Source organism: Rhizobium sp. LjRoot98 (genome assembly GCF_964252935.1).
Lineage (GTDB): Bacteria > Pseudomonadota > Alphaproteobacteria > Rhizobiales > Rhizobiaceae > Pararhizobium.
The window spans coordinates 112,993-131,463 of record NZ_CAXUPW020000012.1 but is presented as its reverse complement, the minus strand read 5'-3'; the positions used below and the strand labels follow the sequence as shown (position 1 = coordinate 131,463).

19 protein-coding genes and 3 pseudogenes are annotated in these 18,471 nt (G+C 59.2%); 11 read left to right on the top strand and 11 right to left on the bottom strand.

Annotated features, from left to right (window positions below; genetic code table 11):
* Positions 1-140: 140 nt before the first annotated feature.
* On the bottom strand, positions 141-302 hold the full coding sequence (locus ACSQ3J_RS26875; protein WP_436040704.1) for a hypothetical protein: 162 nt from the start codon (positions 300-302) through the stop codon (positions 141-143).
* Here ACSQ3J_RS26875 and ACSQ3J_RS26870 point away from each other — a divergent pair.
* Both ACSQ3J_RS26870 and ACSQ3J_RS26865 read left to right on the top strand, forming a co-directional pair.
* Positions 243-464 (top strand): hypothetical protein, encoded by a 222-nt coding sequence (locus tag ACSQ3J_RS26870; RefSeq protein ID WP_156397616.1) that lies wholly within the window; start codon positions 243-245, stop codon positions 462-464. The genes ACSQ3J_RS26875 and ACSQ3J_RS26870 overlap by 60 nt on opposite strands.
* Before the next feature lie 258 nt (positions 465-722).
* Entirely contained in the window at positions 723-1,193 is a 471-nt protein-coding gene (locus ACSQ3J_RS26865) for an Hsp20 family protein (protein ID WP_060504428.1), read from the top strand.
* 318 nt (positions 1,194-1,511) lie between these two features.
* Here the strand turns inward: ACSQ3J_RS26865 and ACSQ3J_RS26860 are convergent.
* Both ACSQ3J_RS26860 and ACSQ3J_RS26855 read right to left on the bottom strand, forming a co-directional pair.
* Positions 1,512-1,652 (bottom strand): annotated as a pseudogene (locus tag ACSQ3J_RS26860) (ATP-dependent DNA ligase); the annotation flags it as partial.
* Positions 1,651-2,556, bottom strand: a pseudogene (locus ACSQ3J_RS26855) (NAD(+) synthase); the annotation flags it as partial. The pseudogenes ACSQ3J_RS26855 and ACSQ3J_RS26860, both read right to left, overlap by 2 nt.
* 110 nt (positions 2,557-2,666) lie before the next feature.
* Between ACSQ3J_RS26855 and ACSQ3J_RS26850 the strand changes: the two are divergent.
* Both ACSQ3J_RS26850 and ACSQ3J_RS26845 read left to right on the top strand, forming a co-directional pair.
* Positions 2,667-2,942 (top strand): hypothetical protein, encoded by a 276-nt coding sequence (locus ACSQ3J_RS26850; protein WP_156397615.1) that lies wholly within the window; start codon positions 2,667-2,669, stop codon positions 2,940-2,942.
* Between the two features lie 311 nt (positions 2,943-3,253).
* Positions 3,254-3,361, top strand: a complete 108-nt coding sequence (locus tag ACSQ3J_RS26845; protein ID WP_244482130.1) for a VOC family protein — start codon at positions 3,254-3,256, stop codon at positions 3,359-3,361.
* Between the two features lie 77 nt (positions 3,362-3,438).
* Here the strand turns inward: ACSQ3J_RS26845 and ACSQ3J_RS26840 are convergent, their stop codons facing one another.
* The gene (locus tag ACSQ3J_RS26840) at positions 3,439-4,206 is read right to left on the bottom strand and encodes an alpha/beta fold hydrolase (RefSeq protein ID WP_060504425.1); all 768 of its coding nucleotides are present in this window, start codon (positions 4,204-4,206) and stop codon (positions 3,439-3,441) included.
* Positions 4,207-4,352: 146 nt separating this feature from the next.
* Between ACSQ3J_RS26840 and ACSQ3J_RS26835 the strand changes: the two genes are divergently transcribed.
* On the top strand, positions 4,353-4,811 hold the full coding sequence (locus ACSQ3J_RS26835; protein ID WP_060504424.1) for a MarR family winged helix-turn-helix transcriptional regulator: 459 nt from the start codon (positions 4,353-4,355) through the stop codon (positions 4,809-4,811).
* Here the strand turns inward: ACSQ3J_RS26835 and ACSQ3J_RS26830 are convergent.
* Positions 4,801-5,196: a hypothetical protein gene (locus tag ACSQ3J_RS26830; protein ID WP_060504423.1), complete on the bottom strand. Its 396-nt coding sequence runs from the start codon at positions 5,194-5,196 to the stop codon at positions 4,801-4,803. The two genes, ACSQ3J_RS26835 and ACSQ3J_RS26830, sit on opposite strands and share 11 nt — an antisense overlap.
* 204 nt (positions 5,197-5,400) lie before the next feature.
* Here ACSQ3J_RS26830 and ACSQ3J_RS26825 point away from each other — a divergent pair.
* The 3 genes and pseudogenes from ACSQ3J_RS26825 to ACSQ3J_RS26815 all read left to right on the top strand — a co-directional run.
* Positions 5,401-5,677: pseudogene (locus ACSQ3J_RS26825) on the top strand (protein-methionine-sulfoxide reductase heme-binding subunit MsrQ); the annotation flags it as partial.
* A 214-nt stretch (positions 5,678-5,891) separates the two neighbouring features.
* Positions 5,892-7,094, top strand: coding sequence for a mandelate racemase/muconate lactonizing enzyme family protein (locus ACSQ3J_RS26820; RefSeq protein ID WP_060504422.1), 1,203 nt, complete (start codon positions 5,892-5,894; stop codon positions 7,092-7,094).
* A gap of 17 nt (positions 7,095-7,111) precedes the next feature.
* On the top strand, positions 7,112-8,035 hold the full coding sequence (locus ACSQ3J_RS26815; protein ID WP_060504421.1) for a DMT family transporter: 924 nt from the start codon (positions 7,112-7,114) through the stop codon (positions 8,033-8,035).
* 78 nt (positions 8,036-8,113) lie between these two features.
* Here the strand turns inward: ACSQ3J_RS26815 and ACSQ3J_RS26810 are convergent, their stop codons facing one another.
* From ACSQ3J_RS26810 to ACSQ3J_RS26785, 6 genes are all read right to left on the bottom strand, one after another.
* Complete coding sequence (locus ACSQ3J_RS26810; protein WP_060504420.1) at positions 8,114-9,118, bottom strand: TRAP transporter substrate-binding protein; 1,005 nt, start codon at positions 9,116-9,118, stop codon at positions 8,114-8,116.
* Positions 9,119-9,161: 43 nt separating this feature from the next.
* On the bottom strand, positions 9,162-10,439 hold the full coding sequence (locus tag ACSQ3J_RS26805; RefSeq protein ID WP_060504419.1) for a TRAP transporter large permease: 1,278 nt from the start codon (positions 10,437-10,439) through the stop codon (positions 9,162-9,164).
* The gene (locus ACSQ3J_RS26800; protein ID WP_060504418.1) at positions 10,439-10,972 is read right to left on the bottom strand and encodes a TRAP transporter small permease; all 534 of its coding nucleotides are present in this window, start codon (positions 10,970-10,972) and stop codon (positions 10,439-10,441) included. The genes ACSQ3J_RS26805 and ACSQ3J_RS26800 overlap by 1 nt, the downstream gene beginning before the upstream one ends.
* A 19-nt stretch (positions 10,973-10,991) precedes the next feature.
* On the bottom strand, positions 10,992-12,194 hold the full coding sequence (locus ACSQ3J_RS26795) for a fumarylacetoacetate hydrolase family protein (RefSeq protein WP_436040699.1): 1,203 nt from the start codon (positions 12,192-12,194) through the stop codon (positions 10,992-10,994).
* A 152-nt stretch (positions 12,195-12,346) separates the two neighbouring features.
* The gene (locus ACSQ3J_RS26790; protein WP_060504416.1) at positions 12,347-13,063 is read right to left on the bottom strand and encodes a FadR/GntR family transcriptional regulator; all 717 of its coding nucleotides are present in this window, start codon (positions 13,061-13,063) and stop codon (positions 12,347-12,349) included.
* Positions 13,064-13,090: 27 nt separating this feature from the next.
* Positions 13,091-14,524 (bottom strand): FAD-binding oxidoreductase, encoded by a 1,434-nt coding sequence (locus tag ACSQ3J_RS26785; protein ID WP_436040703.1) that lies wholly within the window; start codon positions 14,522-14,524, stop codon positions 13,091-13,093.
* 193 nt (positions 14,525-14,717) lie between these two features.
* Here ACSQ3J_RS26785 and denD point away from each other — a divergent pair, with 193 nt between their 5' ends.
* The 3 genes from denD to ACSQ3J_RS26770 are packed head-to-tail and all read left to right on the top strand — an operon-like array spanning position 14,718 to position 18,393.
* Positions 14,718-15,704: a D-erythronate dehydrogenase gene (gene denD, locus ACSQ3J_RS26780; protein WP_436040698.1), complete on the top strand. Its 987-nt coding sequence runs from the start codon at positions 14,718-14,720 to the stop codon at positions 15,702-15,704.
* Positions 15,701-16,612 (top strand): NAD(P)-dependent oxidoreductase, encoded by a 912-nt coding sequence (locus ACSQ3J_RS26775; protein WP_436040697.1) that lies wholly within the window; start codon positions 15,701-15,703, stop codon positions 16,610-16,612. The genes denD and ACSQ3J_RS26775 overlap by 4 nt, the downstream gene beginning before the upstream one ends.
* On the top strand, positions 16,609-18,393 hold the full coding sequence (locus ACSQ3J_RS26770; RefSeq protein WP_436040696.1) for an IlvD/Edd family dehydratase: 1,785 nt from the start codon (positions 16,609-16,611) through the stop codon (positions 18,391-18,393). Before ACSQ3J_RS26775 ends, ACSQ3J_RS26770 begins: the two co-directional genes overlap by 4 nt.
* Positions 18,394-18,471: the final 78 nt, after the last annotated feature.

Sequence of the window (18,471 nt, the reverse complement as noted above, 5' to 3'; positions counted from 1 at the left end):
GTCAGATTGAAAAGCCTCAGTTCAATGGAACTGTCCGGATCACCGTCCATGAGACGGAAAACCTGGCCGCAGACATCGGCGGCCGAGAAGATCATGAAGGACATCCGAAGCGCCACGCGCAAGCCCCATTCGTAAGTCGATCAGTGAATTTGGAAGGACAGCTTGGCTGATGTCACAACTTCACTTCGATCATTTCGCACTATTACGAGGGCCGTGAACGGCGCATTCCCATCCAATTCGTCATGTACGACATCCTGCAGTATGAAGGCGACCTCCTGCCGCGTCGCGGCTCCATCTGCCAAATCCCGACCTTCTTGGTCTTTGAGAAATCCGTCGTCATTTTCGAGATCGAAGAAGTATCTTGTCATTTCGCAACTCCATTTGCGGCGGAAGCGTCTGAAAGCTACTTTGTTCTTCGCCCGGCTGACTTTGTTTTAGGTGACCATGGACATCGTGATGATTGAATTGCTCCTTCGAAATCTTAACGCTCGAGACACCGTGACGGTGGCCGAGGCCGCTGTCCTTGAACAAATCATCAGACGGTGACAGCTTCGGTTCATCGCTGCCATGCCGAGACTGAAAAAGAAAAAAATTGGCGGAAATCTTGAAACCGTTTTTCGTCGAGATTAGATCATTTTCGTCAGCCGCCGACAGGGGCTGGCAGAACCGGGGATGCGAGTTTCCGCGTCTCCATTCCATCTCGCTTTACGGAGGATTTGGTTATGAGAAACGATCTTGATTTTGCACCGCTCTATCGCTCCAGCGTCGGCTTCGACCGCGTGTTCAATCTCCTGAACAACGCGCAGCGCCTGCAGACAATCGACACCTGGCCACCCTATGACATCGTCAAGACCAGCGACAACGACTACCGTATCGAAATGGCGGTCGCAGGGTTCGGTGATTCCGATCTCGACATCGTCCAGGAACGCAACGTGCTGGTTATCAAAGGCCAGAAGACCGAAGCGAAGGATGGCGAATATCTCCATCGCGGCATTGCCGGACGGTCGTTCGAGCGCCGCTTCGAACTGGCGGACCATGTGAAGGTCGAAGGAGCCGGCCTGGTCAACGGTCTCCTGCGCATTGTATTGAAACGCGAGATCCCGGAAGCCATGAAGCCGCGCAAGATCGCGATTGGTACGGGTGGCGGCGAGTCAGCCCCGCTGCCGATCGAAGCCGAACGTCAGGTCGCCTAAGGCATCTGCAATGAAGAAGCGTTTAGCGAAGAACTTCGTGGTGGAAATCAGGAAGCGCCGTGGCCTGAAATCAAACAGTAAACACTTCAGCCTAATCGCACGAGCTTTCGAGCGTTTGCAGTCGCAGCCGTCGCTGGCTGCCAGAACATGATCAGAGGCGGGGAGCGTTTCCAGCGCTCCCCGCTTCATTACACCATACGATCGGGGAAGGCGGACCGGAGCAGCCTGTGAAAGCCGATCTGTTCGAGAAGCCGGGTGTATCAGCTTCGATACCGCTGGTCGTTTCTTTCCATCGCTCTATTGCCGGGCCAATTGGCCTCACGCCGCCGCCTTGCGGGATTTCGCCAGCCGCTTGATCGCCTGTTCCAGCGACCGCTGGCCATCACAGTAATCCTGCCACGCGGTGCTCTTCTTCAACAGGTCGGGCACGATGCGGATCGTGAACCGCCTGGGATCCAGAAGCGGAACGCTTGAACTGGCTGATCGTGAAGAAGCGAAACAGGAAAACCTCCAGCCACGTCTTGATCGTCGACAAAAATAAGACGCGATTCTTGCGTTCGGGAAAATGTGCCGGCCATGCACCAAGCTCGCTGGCATGCCAGGAATTGTATGCGAGATATGCGACCTTGGACGGTTTCAGGCCAAAACGGGTGATGTAATAGAGAAAGAAAACATGCAGATCGTAAGGGCCGATCTTGTCCTCCGTGCTTTGGATCAGGCCCTGCTCATCGGCAGGGACAAGTTCCGGGGAGATCACAGTATCGAGGATGCTGCCAAGCGTCTTGCCTGTCTCCTGATCGAAGAGTTGCGACTTGATGACCCAACCCACCAGATGCTGAATCTACGTTTTCGGGACGGAAGCGTTGACGTTATAATGGTTCATCTGATCGCCGACGCCGTAAGTCGACCAGCCTAGCGCGATCTCGGATAGATCACCGGTTCCAAGTACGAAGGCCCCGCGTTGGTTGGCGGCCCGGAACAGAAAGTCGGTACGAAGCCCTGCCTGGACGTTCTCGAAGGTGACGTCATAGACCGGTTCGCCCTCGGCATAGGGATGCTTGAGATCCCTTAGCAATTGCGTGGCGAGCGGTTTGATGTCGATCTCTTCCGCAATGATTCCCAGGCTGCGCATCAGTGCCCATGCGTCGGACTTCGTCGCATCGCCGGTCGCAAAACCAGTGATGGTGAAGCCAAGAATGTCAGAGCGTGGCCAACCCAGCCGGTCAAACGCCCGCGCCGCAACAAGAAGAGCGTGGGTGGAGTCCAGACCGCCCGACACTCCGATGCACAGCCGCTTGATGCCGGCGCTCTTCAGCCGCTTCATCAGGCCCTGGACCTGGATGTTGAAGGTCTCGTAGCAATCGTGTCAGGCAGCTCAGGCCGCAGTATTCATAAGGCGCTCCCGTGCCGGCGGAACATTCGGACTCTCTTGCGGTTCTAGCGGATAATCGTACTCCGTCCTGCCATATTAGTATGGCCCGAATTAAAGCACCGCGCATCACCTTCGATCATCCCGACCGGTTCCTGAGTTGCCAGGAGCAAATCGATGTGGCAGCCCGCGACATGTTGGCGGCGGCCGTTCGAGCCGGCTGGACCGAACAGGAAGCGACTGCTGCGCTGGTCGAGGTTGCCGACAATCGAATGCTCGCGCATATTGCCAACCAAAAGACCGAGGATCGCATCGCGCCGCCAAGCTGGAGCGCTGACCATGGGCCTCTACGCTTGGACGATCCGAGTACCAGGCCGTGAGCCGATCGAGCGCGTTTCAGAGATCGACGAACTGCATCAGACGCTGGACGCGCTGGACCTGCCAAGGGCACCCTCGCCTCTTGAGATCACGGCCGACTCCGACGTGATTGTGCCGGATAGAGGCAGTTTTCGACACGCTGATCTCGAAGAAAGATTCGACTGGACGGTAAGTTGGGTAAAGGTCACACCGTGACCGCATACCGTAACCGCTCAAGTGGGTTTGCCCTACAAGAGAGATGAAAACCCTTGATGGTATTTAGTCGTAGATTCGCTATTTTAGGATTGAGTGGACGTTTTTTGGCGGGACAGAAATGCCATCGCTTTCCCTGCACCATGTGTCGATCATAACCGCTGATCTGCAAAAATCTCTTCCGTTTTACCGTGAGGTATTCGGACTTTCAGAAATTCCTCGACCCTGAGCGCTGCCTAACCCGATATGGAAAAGCCACCACCCTTTTGGATGGTGGCCTTTCAAGGCATGAGCCAGATGTTGTGATTACTGCGCAGCCTCTTCAATCAGGTCAGCGACAGCCTGAGGTTGGGAGACCATGACGACATGGGATGCCCCCTTGACCACGATCGTGCGCTTGGAGCCGGCTCGCTCAGCCATGAAGCCAAGGGCCTGTGCAGGGATGTTCTTGTCGCCATCGCCGTAGATGAAGTAGGAAGGCAGGTTCTTCCAGGAAGGAGCACCGGACTTCTCCGTCAGTGCGGCTTCCGTGATTGGGCGTTGACCGGCGGCCATCAAGGCTGCGTCCTCCACCGAAACGTCGTGGGCGAATTGATCGTGGAATTTTGCCTGGTCGATGGAAAGATCGATACCACCCTTGGTCAGCTTCACCGGAGCAGCCAGCGCCTGGCCGAGCGTGCCGCCAGGAAATTTACCAGCGAGATCCGCGGCCGCTTCCCCAGCTTCCGGGGCAAAGGCTGCAACGTAGACCAGCGACTTGACGTTTTCATTGCCATTGGCTGCGGTCGAAATCACTTGGCCACCATAGGAATGGCCCACGAGGACGACCGATCCCTTGATGCTTGAGACGATGTCGGAGACATAGGCTGCATCACCGGAAACACTGCGCAAGGGGTTGGCGGCGGAGACGACCGTATAACCGTCCTTCTGCAGGATTTTCGTGACGCCATTCCAGCTGGAGGAGTCGGCAAAGGCGCCGTGAACGAGAACAACGGTGGGCTTTGCGGGTTGAGCGATCGCAGTGCCGGACAGCAGAGCGGCTACAAAAGCGACGGTGGCGGCGAACTTGAACATGACAATTCCTTTTCGTGATTGGGTAAGAGCGGATTATTGTTTGCTGGCGATTAGTTTGTGCACAATACATATTCGCCTGAAGTCATCCTGTCAACCGCTTGCAAATAGATCGTGCACAAATTATTTTGACCGGAAAGGAGATCGCCATGAAGAATCCAGACGACGATTCCGGGGTTACCGGAATGCTCTGCTTTACCCTCTATTCCGCAAGCCATGCGTTCACGCAGCTTTACCGGCCCCTACTGGACAAGCTTGGCCTCACCTATCCGCAATATCTGGTCATGGTGTCGCTCTGGAACCGTGACGGCCAGAACGTCAAGGAGTTGGGCAATACACTCTTCCTGGACTCCAGTACGCTGACGCCCTTGCTCAAGCGGCTGAGCGCTGCCGGGCTGATCACTAGAACGCGCAACCCCGAAGACGAACGCGAGGTGCTCCTGCATCTGACGGAGAAAGGCCGCGCCATTGAGGGACAGGCCGGCGATGTCATGCAATGTATCGGCGAAGCGGCCGCGCTGGACACGGAAACGCTCGATAGCCTTCTCGGTACGATCGACGCCCTGCGCGACCGTCTTCACGCGAAGATGAATAAAGTCAGTACATGACGGTCCTGAGCGCGACCTTGACCGGCGAGCCCGACTGATATCGGGCGCTGCCCCGCGCCAACAGCCAACCATCCTTGCGCTCCAGACGCACAACGATCCGAAGAGGCGCCGAGGGAACCGAGGGTTCTGACGAGGCCAGGGAGAATGCGATCGTCTTCGAGCCGCCATTGCTGTCGACACGTGTCTGGGCGGCGCGCCTCTTGTTCTTGACGGCGAGGTCTTCGAGATAGATTTCGAGCTGACCTTCGGGGATGGTGGAGCCGCCTTCGAATGTAATCGTCCCGTGAATCTCGGCGGATTGCGCGGCAGCTGGTCCGGCGACCGCAGCGACGGCGACAGCTCCCGCAGCCATGAGGACTGTCCGGCGGTTGGTCTCGCGTGTCATTTCATCCTCCATGACCGATCAGCGCTCCCCCGACAGTTAAGGACTGGGGTGCCCGAAAGCGTCCCAGTCCTGTTCATTATATGATGATGAAGTCCGACGCAGAGAGCTGCAGGTTCTTTCCGAGCTGGGCAAACTGGATCGCTGCTACGCTTCCGCCCCCATCCTCGTCATAGGACAGGGCGCCGCTGTCAGTATAACCATCGGGTGGCTGCCTTCGCAATGCTCGTTCCGCTTGCGCTAACTTCCAACACCTGGTCGACCCGCAAGCTCGGCCCGCGTTGGATAAAGCTCCACCGCCTCATTTATTTGATCGCGATGGCAGGCGCGCTACATCGCCATGTCTGTCAAGGTCGTGGGGCCGGGACCATGGGCTTACATCGCTATGATCGGGGTATTGCTGGCGTGGCGCGCAGTGCGGCGGAGATTCAACAGGCATAATCGTGATAGGGTAAGGGGATCGGTATTTACCCGCCCCACCTAGTGCTCCACGACTGTCCTGCAACACGAATAATCCCAGCTACCGAACGCAACCGTCTCCACTTAAGCGCTGGCTGAATGGGAAGAATTTCACAAACCCGCGGATTCGTGCTGAGAACCCTCGATTGTCGCTTCTAAGTCGTCCGACAACATGACAATAAGGTTGGATGAAAAAACAGTGATGCTTGTTACGGATTAGATACTCGGCGGAGGGAATGATGAAGATTACAAGCCTGGAAACCGTTCGCGTTGCAGAACGTGCCAACCTCCTCTGGGTGCTCGTACATACTGATGAGGGTTTTACGGGACTTGGGGAAACGTTCTTCGGCGCTGAAGCGGTTGAGGCTTATGTACACGAGTATATTGCTCCACGCGTGATCGGCCGCGATCCTCTTGAGATCGACAGGCTTGCCGCTGACCTCGTTGGCTATCTCGGCTTTCGTTCATCCGGCGCCGAGGTGCGTGGCAATTCCGCCTTCGATATTGCGCTTTGGGACCTTTTCGGCAAAGCGACCGGGCTGCCGATCGCGCAGTTGCTCGGCGGCTTCACCCGCAAGGAAATCCGCACCTACAATACCTGCGCCGGCACGGAATACATCAAGAAGGCGACCGGGCAGACGACCGCCAATTACGGCCTGTCCGATGGGAAAGGCTATGACGACCTGAACGGGTTCCTGCACCGCGCCGATGAACTCGCCCACTCGCTGCTCGAAGAGGGCATCACGGCGATGAAGATCTGGCCGTTCGACGGAGCTGCCGAAAAATCGCGTGGAACCTACATTTCCATGCCGGACCTGAAACAGGCGCTCGAACCCTTCGAGAAAATCCGTTCCGCCGTCGGGGACCGGATGGATATCATGGTCGAGTTCCATTCGATGTGGCAGCTGCTGCCGGCCATGCAGATCGCCAAGGCGCTCGCCCCCTACAACACGTTCTGGCATGAAGACCCGATCAAGATGGATAGCCTCGCCAGCCTCAAGCGTTACGCGGAGGTCTCGCCGGCGCCGATTTCCGCGTCCGAAACGCTCGGATCGCGCTGGGCCTTCCGCGACTATCTCGAAACGGGTGCGGCCGGCGTTGTGATGCTCGACATCAGCTGGTGCGGCGGTCTATCGGAAGCGCGCAAGATCGCTGCCATGGCGGAGGCCTGGCATCTTCCCGTCGCGCCGCATGATTGCACCGGGCCAGTCGTGCTTTGTGCCTCTACCCATCTTTCCCTCAACGCGCCGAATGCCCTGGTTCAGGAAAGCGTGCGCGCCTTCTACAACACCTGGTATCGCGACCTTGTCACCGCCCTTCCCGAAGTCCGCAACGGGATGATCACCGTGCCGCCGGGCGCAGGGCTTGGGATGGAACTCAACCCGGAGCTTGAGCGGGCGTTCACCGTCAGCCGCCGTGTCTCCGATGGTTCGTCGATCTGATTTGTCCGGGGATAGTCATGACCACAAACGATGAAACCGCGGGAATTGGGCTTCGCCTCGGTTCGATTGCCGGCCCGGGCATCATGCTGCTCGGCATGTTCATGTTTGCATTGAACGACGCGATGGGAAAATGGCTGGTGGCCAGCTACGGCCTGGGTCAGGTGATCCTCATCCGCAGTCTCGCGGCGTTGCTGATCCTGTCGCCGTTTCTCTGGCGGGCGGGCTGGAAACCGATAATCGAAGCCGAGCGACCGCTGATGCAGGCGGCGCGTGTGCTGTTCTCGACGCTGGAGGTGTTCTGCTTCTATTACGCCGTCATGTATCTACCACTGGCCGACGTCATGACCTACTGGCTGGCAGCGCCGATCTATGTGGCGGCAGCCTCCCCCCTTCTTCTCGGCGAAAAGGTCGGCTGGCGCCGGTGGACGGCGATCTTCGTCGGCTTCATCGGCGTGATCATCACGCTGGAACCGTCGAGCGCGATGTTCACGATGCCGGCCGTCATTTCGATCGTCGGCACCTTCGCATTCGCCTTCATGCTGCTTTTCGGCCGGAAACTTCGTGCCACGCCGGACAAGACGCTGGTGCTGTTCCAGCTCGCGGGGGCCGGACTTGCCGGCCTTCTCTTCGCTCCTTGGGACTGGAAGCCCCTGACGTCTGCTCCGGAGTTCGGCTTGTTGTGTCTGCTCGGCGCTGTCGCCATGGGGGCGCACATGCTGGTCAACCGCGCACTGAAGATATCGGATGCGGCTACGGTCGCACCGTTGCAATATACCTTGCTCCTATGGGCGATCGTCTTCGGCTGGATGTTCTTCGGCGATGTGCCGCGTCTCACTATGATGTTGGGCGCAGCGCTGATCATCGGTTCAGGGCTTTTCATCTTCTTCCGAGAGCAGCAGGTGAAAAAGCGCCAGCCCGACGCACCCCTCGACATGCCCTGACGCGGCCCGTTCCGAACGCGAAGAGCCCGCTGACAACGCAGCGGGCTCCCATGACGATCATGCCGAAATAGGGTCCGTTTACTTGCGGATTGCGGCAAGCTCGGCGAGGATGCCATCGACGACATCGGCGCCAATCTCCGCCTTGTGCTTTTCATAGACGACCATAGACTTCTCGCGAATGCGGGCCTGCTCTTCCGGCGAAAGCTCGTTCACCTCGAGACCGGCGGCCTTGATCTTCTCCAGCGACTTCTTGTTCAGATCGCCGATGACCTGACGCTCGACGTCACGCCCGACGATAGCGCATTCCCGCAAAGCGGCCTGCTCCTCGGGCGAGTAGGTATCGAAGATCGCCTTGGAAAAGAGGAAAAGGAATGGCGTATAGGCGTGGTTGGTCTGGGTGACGTATTTCTGCACCTCGAAGAACTTCGACGTGTCGATGGTCACGTACGGGTTTTCCTGCGCATCGATCGTCTTGGTTTCGAGAGCTGAGAAGACTTCGCCGAACGCCATGGGCGTCGCATTGGCACCAAGGTTCTGGAAGGTATCGAGGAACACGTTGTTCTGCATGACGCGAACCTTCATGCCTTCCAGGTCTTCCCATTTGTTCACCGGACGAACCGAGTTGGAAAGATTACGGAAACCGTTTTCCCAATAGGCAAGATTGACGAGGCCCACGGCCGCCAGCTTCTCGTTCATCATCTCGCCGAATTTGCCGTCCAGCACCTTGTAGGCTTCCTCCGCGGTGGAGAAGAGGAACGGCAGATCGAAGACGCCGAGCGCCGGCTCGATGCCGACGAGCGGCGAAGAGGACGTCACCACGGCTTCCTGGACGCCGGAGCGCAGTGCCTGGGTTGCCTGCAGGTCGCCACCGAGAGCACCGCCCCAAAATGCCGTCAGCTTCAGTTTTCCGCCCGATTTTTCGTCAAGGCATTTCTGCATCGCCTCGATGCCGTTACCGACCGGGTGATCGGCATTGATGCCATTGGAGACACGGATGTTGCGCTCAGTGAATTCGGCGAATGCCGGCGCGGACGCAGACAGCGTGAAGGCGATGGCAGTCGTGGCAAGTAGCAGTTTTCGCATGATATCCTCCCATGCATGTTGAAACTGAAGTGGCTTTCTGGCCTCAGTGCAGCCAGCGAGCCGGTACGATAACCAGATCCGGAAACAGGACCAGGAGCAGAAGCACGAGCGTTTGGGCGAGCAGGAACGGCCAGACACCGACCGTTACCTTGCCCAGGGGAACGCGGCCGACGCCGCTGACAACGTTGAGAACAACGCCGACGGGTGGCGTCAGAAGGCCGATGCAGTTGTTCATGATGAACAGGACGCCGAAATAGACAGGGTCGATCCCCGCCTGCTTGATGATAGGCATCAGCACCGGTGTCAGGATCAGGATGGTCGGCGTCAAGTCCAGGGCCGTGCCCACGATCAGCACCAAGATCATGATAACGAACATCAGCAGGGTCGGACGGTCGATCAGCGGCTCGATGAGGCCGGTAATTTCCGCAGGGATGTTGGCGGCGGTGATCAACCAGGCGGAAACGAGCGCCGCGCAGACCAGGAACATGATGACGGAGGTGGTCTTGGCCGCCTGAAGAATAACCCGTGGAAGCTCCCTCGGCGTGAGCTCCCGGTAGATCACCATGCCGACGAACAGCGCATAGGCTGCTGCGACAACGGCAGCTTCCGTCGGTGTCACGACGCCGGCCTTGATGCCACCAAGGATGATGACGGGCATTCCGAGTGCCCACAAAGCTCGACCTGTCACCCTCAGGCGCTCTGCACCCGAAGCACGCGGCAACGGCTGGACATTGTCCTTTCGCACGACAATCAACCATGTGCCGACCAGTGCCAGACCCATCATGAGTCCCGGCACGATGCCCGCCATGAAAAGCTGAGTGATCGACACGTTGGCGGCAACGCCGAAGACAATGAAGGCCATCGATGGGGGAATGACGGGGGCGATGATGCCGCCCGCGGCAATCAGGCCTGCCGAGCGCGGAACGTTATAGCCTGCCTTTGCCATCATCGGGATGAGAATGGCCGCGAGTGCTGCAGTATCGGCGGCGGCCGAACCGGAAATACTGGCCATGATCAGTGCCGCGACGATCGCGACGATGCCCAGGCCGCCACGAATATGCCCCACGCAGGCAATGGCAAAATCGATAATGCGCCGCGACAGGCCGCCGGCATTCATCAGTTCCCCGGCCAAGATGAAGAAAGGGATGGCGAGCAGAGTGAACGTATCGGCACCCGCAATCATGTTCTGCGCAATGATCTGCGTGTTGAACATTCCCATGTACCACATGAGAACAACACCGCAGAACATCAAGGAAAACGCGACGGGCACGCCGATTGCCATGGCACCGATGAGGGAACCGACGAAAACGAAAAGTGTCATCAGGTTCGCTCCGCCATCTGTTCGATCGTCAGGTTTTCGCCTGCAAAGGCTTCAAGCTCCTCCTGTGTCACCCGGCCTGTCACCAGACGGAAAAGGCGCTCCAGCGCGATGATCACGCAACAGAAGCCGGTGAAGAAACCACTGCCGTAGACGAAGCCCATGGAAAGGCCGGTCACCGGAGCCTTCATGCTCCAGTTGATCGGCAGCTGTATCCAGGTGCCCCAGAAAAAGATGGCCGAACAGGCGATGATTACCAGATTGCTGAGGATCATACAAAAGATGCGCCCCTTGCGCCCCAGCAGTGCCACGAGTGTCTCCACTCCCAGGTGACCGTGCTCCCGAAATGCCACGACGGCGCCAATGAATGTGAGCCAGATGAAAAAGTACCGCGCGAGTTCGTCCGACACCGTCAGCCCGGAGTTCATCGCATAGCGCATGATGACGTTTACAAAGACCATGATCGCCATGCCCGAAAGCAGGATGATCAGCAGGAATTCGAGACCCTTGTAGAAATGGTCGACTACCTTTTGCACGCGTCCCTCCCAGTTTGCGTTACAACAGGCCGCGCTTGGCCAGATTTTTCATCAGCGCACCCACGCCGAAGGTCCATTCGGGGCAAGCATCGCTGCGATCAACCCAGTTTACTAGACGGCCGAGCAGAGGCGTCGAAATTTCCACCCGGTCGCCGATTTCATGCGTAAATCCCTGGCCCGCGCCGCGCCGATCCTTCACGGGTGCAAACATAGTGCCGAGGAAAAGAACGGCGCCATCGGGATACTGGTGATTGCGGTTCAGCAGCTGACGGGCAAGATCCGAGGGCTTGCGGCTGATCGCTTCCATCGGGCTCTCGCCCGTCATGCGAAAACCGTCCTTGCCCTCGACGGATAGGGCAACGCGGACTCTGCCGAGTTCTTCCAGTGTGAATTTGCTATCGAACAGTCGAACGAAAGGGCCGATCGAACACGAGGCGTTGTTGTCCTTCGCCTTGCCGAGCAACAGCGCCGAACGCCCTTCGACATCGCGAAGGTTGACATCGTTTCCCAGCGTGGCGCCGACGATTTCGCCGGTTGAACGCAGGACGAGGGCCACTTCCGGTTCGGGGTTGTTCCATTGAGAGATCGGATGGATACCGACCATCCAACCGCAGCCGACCGCCGACATAGGTTGCGACTTGGTAAAGATTTCGGCGTCCGGCCCGATGCCAACCTCAAGGTACTGCGACCAGAGGTTCATCTCCTGCAGAAGTTCCTTTACCCGTGCAGCCTGCTCAGACCCGGCCACGACACCGCGAAGACTATCGCCCAAAACCGGCGCCAGCTGCTTGCGGATATCGGACGCGCGGGATGCGTCTCCCTTCGCCTGCTCTTCGATCACCCTTTCAAGCATGCTGTCGGCAAATGTAACCCCGGCCGCCTTGACCGCCTGTAGATCGATCGGAGCCAGCAATTGGCCAGCCTGACCCGATAAGAAATCATCAATCGAGCCGAGATCGGGAAGTTCAACCGCCGCCTGCAGCTTGCCGGCAAAATCTTCCAGTTCAAGCAGTCCGGAAACGGTGGCGGAAACCGAAGACAGGTCGAGAAGCCGCTCACCCCTGACCAGTACCGGACAAGGACCGTCAACCGAATTCGACCAGACGCGGCCGACAAGCAACGCATCTGCGGCATCTTCAGGCAGAATATCCGCCGCTCGAAGTGATGTGGTCGAACTCAAGCGAAACCTCCCCGTATCCACGACACGATGGTCTCCCACCATCTTGCCAGATTGTCAGGATGTCTGACAATCATGAACCTGCTTTGTAGTCATAGTTCCCTGCGCTGTCCAGCGCCGAAGATCATCGGACAAATGACGTCCTGGGGAAGATGGCACTTTCGGTAAAAACGGCAAGCGGCCAGTACCGGAAGATTTCAGTCCGCCTCAAGCGTCAGATCCAGCCGATTGGCGGCACCCAGCAGATGCTGCTTCATCGCCTCGCGCGCACGTTTCGGATCTCGGCTGGCAATCGCATCGCGGATCGCCACATGCTCGGCAATCGTCAGTTCTACAATTTCCTCGAGGACCGCCGCGGCCCGCGCCGCGCTGATGGCCAGACTGATGCGCTCCGCGATAAAGCCGACGAACAAGGCGAAATATTCGTTGGCTGTCGCAGCCGCGATGACACGATGAAAGATCAGGTCGGCAACGATTCCCTGATCCGTCCATTTGTCCGCCCCCATCATGCTGGCCAAGGCCTCGTCAAGCTTCGCCAGATCGCTATCGACATGATGCGTTGCTGCAAGACCTGCGGCTTCGATTTCAAGCGGCATGCGCAACTGGAACAGATCTCGGAAGCTCGCGCGGTCATGAAGATCGTCCTGCTCGATGCGGATCGACTGGCGCGCCTTGATCTCGGTTGCGAAGGCTCCGACGCCCTGTCTGGTCTCAACCAGACCCTCATTTCGCAACTGGGCGATCGCCTCGCGCACCACCGAGCGGCTGACGCCGAAACTGCTGGCGAGAAAATGTTCGGTCGGCAGCTTGCTCCCCGGCGGAATACGGCCGTCCGTGATCTCACGGGCGATCTGGGCGGCAATTCGTGCCGGAAGATGCTCGTTGCGCCTGATCTGTCCAAAATCCAATGACATGCCTTTTCCGCCCCACCACATTACCGCCTATGAATGCCGCTCGAAATCCAGTTGGCAACCCGGATTCATCACGCCTTGCGGATCGACAGCCTTTTTCAACGCCGCCACCAATCCCCGCCGGATCGGCGGAATACGCATCTCATAGTCTGCCTTCTTCAGGCGGCCAATACCGTGCTCGGCACTGATCGAGCCGCGATAGGTATCGACGACCGTATTGATCACCTTCTTCGCATCGTGGATGCGCGCCTCGACCTCCGCGCGGGACAGTCCGCCCGGCGGCAAAACGTTCAGATGCACATTGCCATCGCCGACATGACCGTAGGAAACACAAGTGGCGTCCGGCACCGCCGCTCCCACGGCCTGTTCGGCATCGCGCACGAAGTCGGAAAGGCGCGACAGCGGGACGGAAACGTCAGTGCGCAGATGCGTCCCGCGCTTGGCCTGCCCCTCGTTCATCCCTTCGCGGAATAGCCAGAGGTTGCGCGCCTGCGCCTTGGATCTTGCGATCACACCGTCCGGAACAAGCCCCTCCTCCATCACGCCACCAAGAAACCGCTCCATCAGGTCGTTGATATCGACAAGGCCAGAACCGGATATCTCCAGGAGCGCATAGGCGGGATAATCGCCGGATATCGGCATCGCAAGGTCCGGAATTGCCTCGCGGGCGAGAACGAAAGCCAGTGGCGGCATGAACTCGAAGGCGGACATCAGGTCGCAGCAATCGCGACGCGCGCGGCGGAAAAGCGTGATCGCATCGTCGAGCGAGTTGAGCCCGAGCAGCGCCGTCGCGATCTGATCCGGTTCCGGCGTCAATTTTACGGCGACGGCGGTAATGATGCCGAACACCCCTTCCGCGCCAATAAAGAGCTGTTTCAGATCGATGCCGCGATTGTCCTTGCGGAGCGTCGACAATCCGTCAAAAATCGAACCGTCCGGCAAGACCGCTTCAAGGCCAAGCACCAGCTCGCGGGTCATCCCGTAGCGCAAGACGTTGATACCGCCGGCATTGGTCGACACATTGCCGCCGATCCGGCAGGAGCCCTGCGCGCCAAGCGCCAGCGGGAAGAACATGCCTTCCCGCGCGACCGCGTCCTTGAATTCCGACAGGATGCAGCCAGCCTCCACAACAGCGGAGAAATCGTCAGCATCAATCCGGCGGATTTTGTTCATTCGCTCAAGACTGATCACCACCTGATCTTCCGGCCGGTCGGGAATTGCTCCGAGCGCCAGACCCGTGTTGCCCCCCTGCGGAACGATCGACAGGCCGAGGGAGACGCAAGCCTTTACGGCTGCGGAAACCTCTTCCGTTGTGCGCGGACGCAAAACCGCGACCGCCCCGGACGTCACGTCTCCATGCCAGTCCCGGCAATATTTTTCGATCGCCTCGCCCGACAGAACCATATCGTCCCCGAGGGACTGAATCAGGGTATCGACGGCATGCCTCTCCTGGTCGAGGTCCATGGCCGGGCCAATTTCACTCACGCCGTCCTCACTTCCTGTCTGCACCGAAAACTGTCGATCGACACGCCGCCGCAATCAAATATGCTATTTTCAAACGCACGATATAAGGTTATCAGACAACCTTACAATATATTTTATTGGTAAGCGCCTTTTTTCGTCGGATTGGCGTTTCGCTCGATGGGGAGGAAAAAAGATGGACATTCTTATTATCGGGGCCGCCGGCATGGTGGGGCGCAAGCTGGCGCAGAGGCTCGCCAAAGACGGGACACTGGACAACCGGCAGATCGAAAGCATGACGCTCGTTGATGTCGTCACGCCGAAACGGCCGCAAGGTTTCGCCGGCAAGGTGACGCTGGAAACGGCAGACCTCTCGGCTGCAGGCGAAGCGACGCGGCTTATCACCGAACGGCCAGATGTTATTTTCCACCTCGCGGCCATCGTATCGGGTGAAGCGGAACTCGATTTCGACAAGGGCTATCGCATCAACCTTGACGGCACGCGCTTCCTCTTCGACGCGATCCGCCTTGCCCATGGCGAGGATGGCTACAAGCCCCGCGTCGTCTTCACCTCCTCGATCGCCGTATTCGGTGCTCCCCTGCCCCATCCCATTCCTGACGAATTCCACACCACGCCGCTGACAAGCTACGGCACGCAGAAGGCGATCTGCGAGCTTTTGCTCTCGGACTTTTCGAGGCGCGGCTTCTTTGAAGGCATCGGAATTCGCCTGCCGACGATCTGCATTCGCCCGGGCAAGCCGAACAAGGCGGCGTCCGGTTTCTTCTCGAACATTCTGCGTGAACCCCTCGTCGGGCAGGAAGCCGTTCTGCCCGTGCCGGACGACGTACGCCACTGGCATGCATCGCCCCGCTCCGCCGTCGGTTTTCTCATCCATGGTGCGACGATCGATGTCGAGAAGGTCGGCCCGCGGCGCAACCTGTCCATGCCGGGGCTCAGCGCGACCGTCGGCGAGCAGATCGAAGCGCTGCGCCGCGCTGCCGGCGAGAAGGCCGTGGCGCTGATCCGGCGGGAGCCTGATGAGATGATCATGCGCATGTGCGCCGGCTGGGCGCCAGGCTTTGAGGCCAAGCGGGCAACCGCGCTCGGCTTCACCGCCGAAAAATCTTTCGACGACATCGTCCGTGTCCATATCGAAGACGAACTAGAAGGCAGCCTGTCATGACGATCCGAACGGGAGAAACGGGGCGACGCATCGCCTTTCTCGGAACCGGCCTGATGGGCGCACCGATGGCCCGCCGCCTCTTGAAGGCCGGTCATGCCGTCACGGTCTGGAACCGTGATCGCTCCAAGGCGGAGGCTTTGGCTGCGGAAGGTGCGGTCGTCGCGACCATTGCCGCCGATGCCGCGCGCGATGCCAAGATCGTCTTCACCATGCTGAGCGATGGCGGTGCCGTCGGCAATGTCCTGATCGACCAAGGGGTGGCGGAGGTACTCAAGGCCGGCGCCGTTATCATAGACACATCGTCGATTGCGCCGCCGATCGCACGCGCCCATGCCGAAATGCTTGCAGAACGACAGGTGCATCATATCGATGCTCCGGTCTCCGGCGGCACGGTCGGTGCTGAAGCGGGCACGCTTGCGATCATGGCCGGAGGCGACGGCTCGGTCATCGCGGAACTGCACGACGTATTCGCGCCGCTCGGCCGCGTCACCCATGTCGGCCCCGCGGGCGCCGGCCAGATCTGCAAGCTTGCCAATCAGCAAATCGTTGCCATCACCATCGGCGCCGTTGCGGAGGCGATGATGCTGGTTCAGGCTGGTGGTGCCGATCGCGGCAAATTCCGTGATGCGATCCGGGGCGGATTTGCCGAAAGCCGCATTCTGGAGCTTCACGGCAAGCGGATGGTGGATCGCACATTCCAGCCCGGAGGGTCGTCCCGCTTGCAACTGAAGGATCTGGATGCCGTGGCGGCCATGTCGGAGCTGTTCGGGCTCGACCTGCCGCTGACATCAGTGATACGGGACGAATTCCGGAATTTCGTTGCCGATGGGCACGCAGAGACCGATCATAGCGGCCTGCTGCTGCATCTCGAAAAAACCAACGACGACCAGGGGGAGAAGGTCCGGTGAGCAAAGACCAGAAGGAAAATCGTCGGCTGCGTTCGCAGGACTGGTTCGACAACCCGGATCATCTCGATATGACCGCGCTCTACCTCGAGCGCTTCATGAACTACGGCACGACACCGGAGGAACTGCGCAGCGGCAAGCCGATCATCGGGATCGCCCAGTCGGGCAGCGACCTGAACCCGTGCAACCGACACCACCTCGACCTCGCCAAAAGATTGCGAGACGGCATTCGCGACGCCGGCGGCATTCCGATCGAGTTTCCGACCCACCCGCTGTTTGAAAACTGCAAGCGCCCGACCGCAGCACTCGATCGCAACCTCGCCTATCTCGGGCTGGTCGAAATCCTCTATGGATATCCGCTTGACGGGGTGGTTCTGACGACCGGCTGCGACAAGACCACCCCATCGGCGCTCATGGCAGCCTCGACCGTCGATATTCCAGCGATCGTTTTCTCAGGCGGTCCGATGCTGGACGGTCACCATGATGGTGATCTGGTCGGATCCGGCACGGTTATCTGGCGCTCGCGCCGCAAGTACGCCGCCGGCGAAATCGATCGCGAAGAGTTTCTCGAGGCGGCGCTGAGTTCGGCGCCTTCCATCGGCCACTGCAACACGATGGGCACCGCGTCCACCATGAATGCTATGGCCGAGGCGCTCGGCATGTCGCTGACCGGTTGCGCGGCCATTCCCGCCGCCTATCGCGAGCGTGGCCAGATGGCCTATCGAACCGGCCGACGGGCCGTGGAACTGGTGCTGCAGGACATTCGTCCGTCGGATATCTTGACCCTCGCCGCCTTCCTCAACGCGATCAGGGTGAATTCGGCGATCGGCGGATCGACCAATGCCCAGCCGCATCTCATGGCGATGGCCAAGCATGCCGGCGTCGATCTCAAGCCTGACGACTGGCAGGTTCACGGCTTCGATATCCCTCTGCTCGCCAATGTGCAGCCTGCGGGCGCCTATCTCGGCGAGCGGTTCCATCGCGCCGGCGGCGTGCCTGCGATCATGTGGGAGCTGCTTCAGGCAGGCAAGCTGGATGGGAAGTGTCCGACCGTTACCGGCAATACGATGGCCGTGAACCTTCAAGGACGTCAGTCCGATGACCGCGAGGTGATCAGACCTTATGGGGAACCCTTGCGCGAACGCGCCGGCTTCCTCGTGCTGAAGGGCAATCTTTTTGATTTCGCCATCATGAAGATGAGCGTCGTTTCGGAAGATTTCCGCCGACGTTACCTGAGCGATCCCGGCCATGAGGGCGTGTTCGAAGGCAAGACCGTGGTGTTCGATGGCTCCGAGGATTACCACAAGCGGATCAACGACCCGTCGCTGGCCATCGACGAACGTTCGATCCTTGTGATCCGGGGTGCCGGTCCGCTCGGCTGGCCCGGCTCGGCCGAAGTCGTCAACATGCAGCCGCCCGACCACCTTTTGAAGCGCGGCATCATGAGCCTGCCAACGATCGGTGATGGCCGGCAATCGGGAACCGCCGACAGCCCATCGATCCTCAATGCCTCACCGGAAAGTGCTGCCGGCGGCGGCCTGGCCTATGTCCGGACCGGCGATACCATCAGGATCGATTTCAACGCCGGCCGGTGTGACATGTTGGTTGATGATGCGGAAATCGCGCGGCGGAAAAACGATGGCATTCCGCCCGTCCCGGCCGACGCCACCCCCTGGCAGATGCTTTACCGCCAGACGGTGACACAATTGGCTGACGGCGCCACCATCCGGCATTCGGACACGTTCCGCCAGATCTCGAATGTGCCACCTCGGCATAATCATTGAACGCAACGAAGGCTTGTTGCGTCAATCTCGCAACGCCTCTCAATTCCTGGTTCGCCACTATCTGGAAAGGGGCGGGCG

What these genes read in the sequence shown, in the direction of transcription:
- ACSQ3J_RS26870 (WP_156397616.1), top strand. Translation starts at nt 243, where the DNA reads ATGTACGACATCCTGCAGTATGAAGGCGACCTCCTGCCGCGTCGCGGC.
- ACSQ3J_RS26865 (WP_060504428.1), top strand. Translation starts at nt 723, where the DNA reads ATGAGAAACGATCTTGATTTTGCACCGCTCTATCGCTCCAGCGTCGGC.
- ACSQ3J_RS26850 (WP_156397615.1), top strand. Translation starts at nt 2,667, where the DNA reads ATGGCCCGAATTAAAGCACCGCGCATCACCTTCGATCATCCCGACCGG.
- ACSQ3J_RS26845 (WP_244482130.1), top strand. Translation starts at nt 3,254, where the DNA reads ATGCCATCGCTTTCCCTGCACCATGTGTCGATCATAACCGCTGATCTG.
- ACSQ3J_RS26840 (WP_060504425.1), bottom strand. Translation starts at nt 4,206, where the DNA reads ATGTTCAAGTTCGCCGCCACCGTCGCTTTTGTAGCCGCTCTGCTGTCC.
- ACSQ3J_RS26835 (WP_060504424.1), top strand. Translation starts at nt 4,353, where the DNA reads ATGAAGAATCCAGACGACGATTCCGGGGTTACCGGAATGCTCTGCTTT.
- ACSQ3J_RS26830 (WP_060504423.1), bottom strand. Translation starts at nt 5,196, where the DNA reads ATGACACGCGAGACCAACCGCCGGACAGTCCTCATGGCTGCGGGAGCT.
- ACSQ3J_RS26820 (WP_060504422.1), top strand. Translation starts at nt 5,892, where the DNA reads ATGAAGATTACAAGCCTGGAAACCGTTCGCGTTGCAGAACGTGCCAAC.
- ACSQ3J_RS26815 (WP_060504421.1), top strand. Translation starts at nt 7,112, where the DNA reads ATGACCACAAACGATGAAACCGCGGGAATTGGGCTTCGCCTCGGTTCG.
- ACSQ3J_RS26810 (WP_060504420.1), bottom strand. Translation starts at nt 9,118, where the DNA reads ATGCGAAAACTGCTACTTGCCACGACTGCCATCGCCTTCACGCTGTCT.
- ACSQ3J_RS26805 (WP_060504419.1), bottom strand. Translation starts at nt 10,439, where the DNA reads ATGACACTTTTCGTTTTCGTCGGTTCCCTCATCGGTGCCATGGCAATC.
- ACSQ3J_RS26795 (WP_436040699.1), bottom strand. Translation starts at nt 12,194, where the DNA reads ATGGTGGGAGACCATCGTGTCGTGGATACGGGGAGGTTTCGCTTGAGT.
- ACSQ3J_RS26790 (WP_060504416.1), bottom strand. Translation starts at nt 13,063, where the DNA reads ATGTCATTGGATTTTGGACAGATCAGGCGCAACGAGCATCTTCCGGCA.
- ACSQ3J_RS26785 (WP_436040703.1), bottom strand. Translation starts at nt 14,524, where the DNA reads ATGGACCTCGACCAGGAGAGGCATGCCGTCGATACCCTGATTCAGTCC.
- denD (WP_436040698.1), top strand. Translation starts at nt 14,718, where the DNA reads ATGGACATTCTTATTATCGGGGCCGCCGGCATGGTGGGGCGCAAGCTG.
- ACSQ3J_RS26775 (WP_436040697.1), top strand. Translation starts at nt 15,701, where the DNA reads ATGACGATCCGAACGGGAGAAACGGGGCGACGCATCGCCTTTCTCGGA.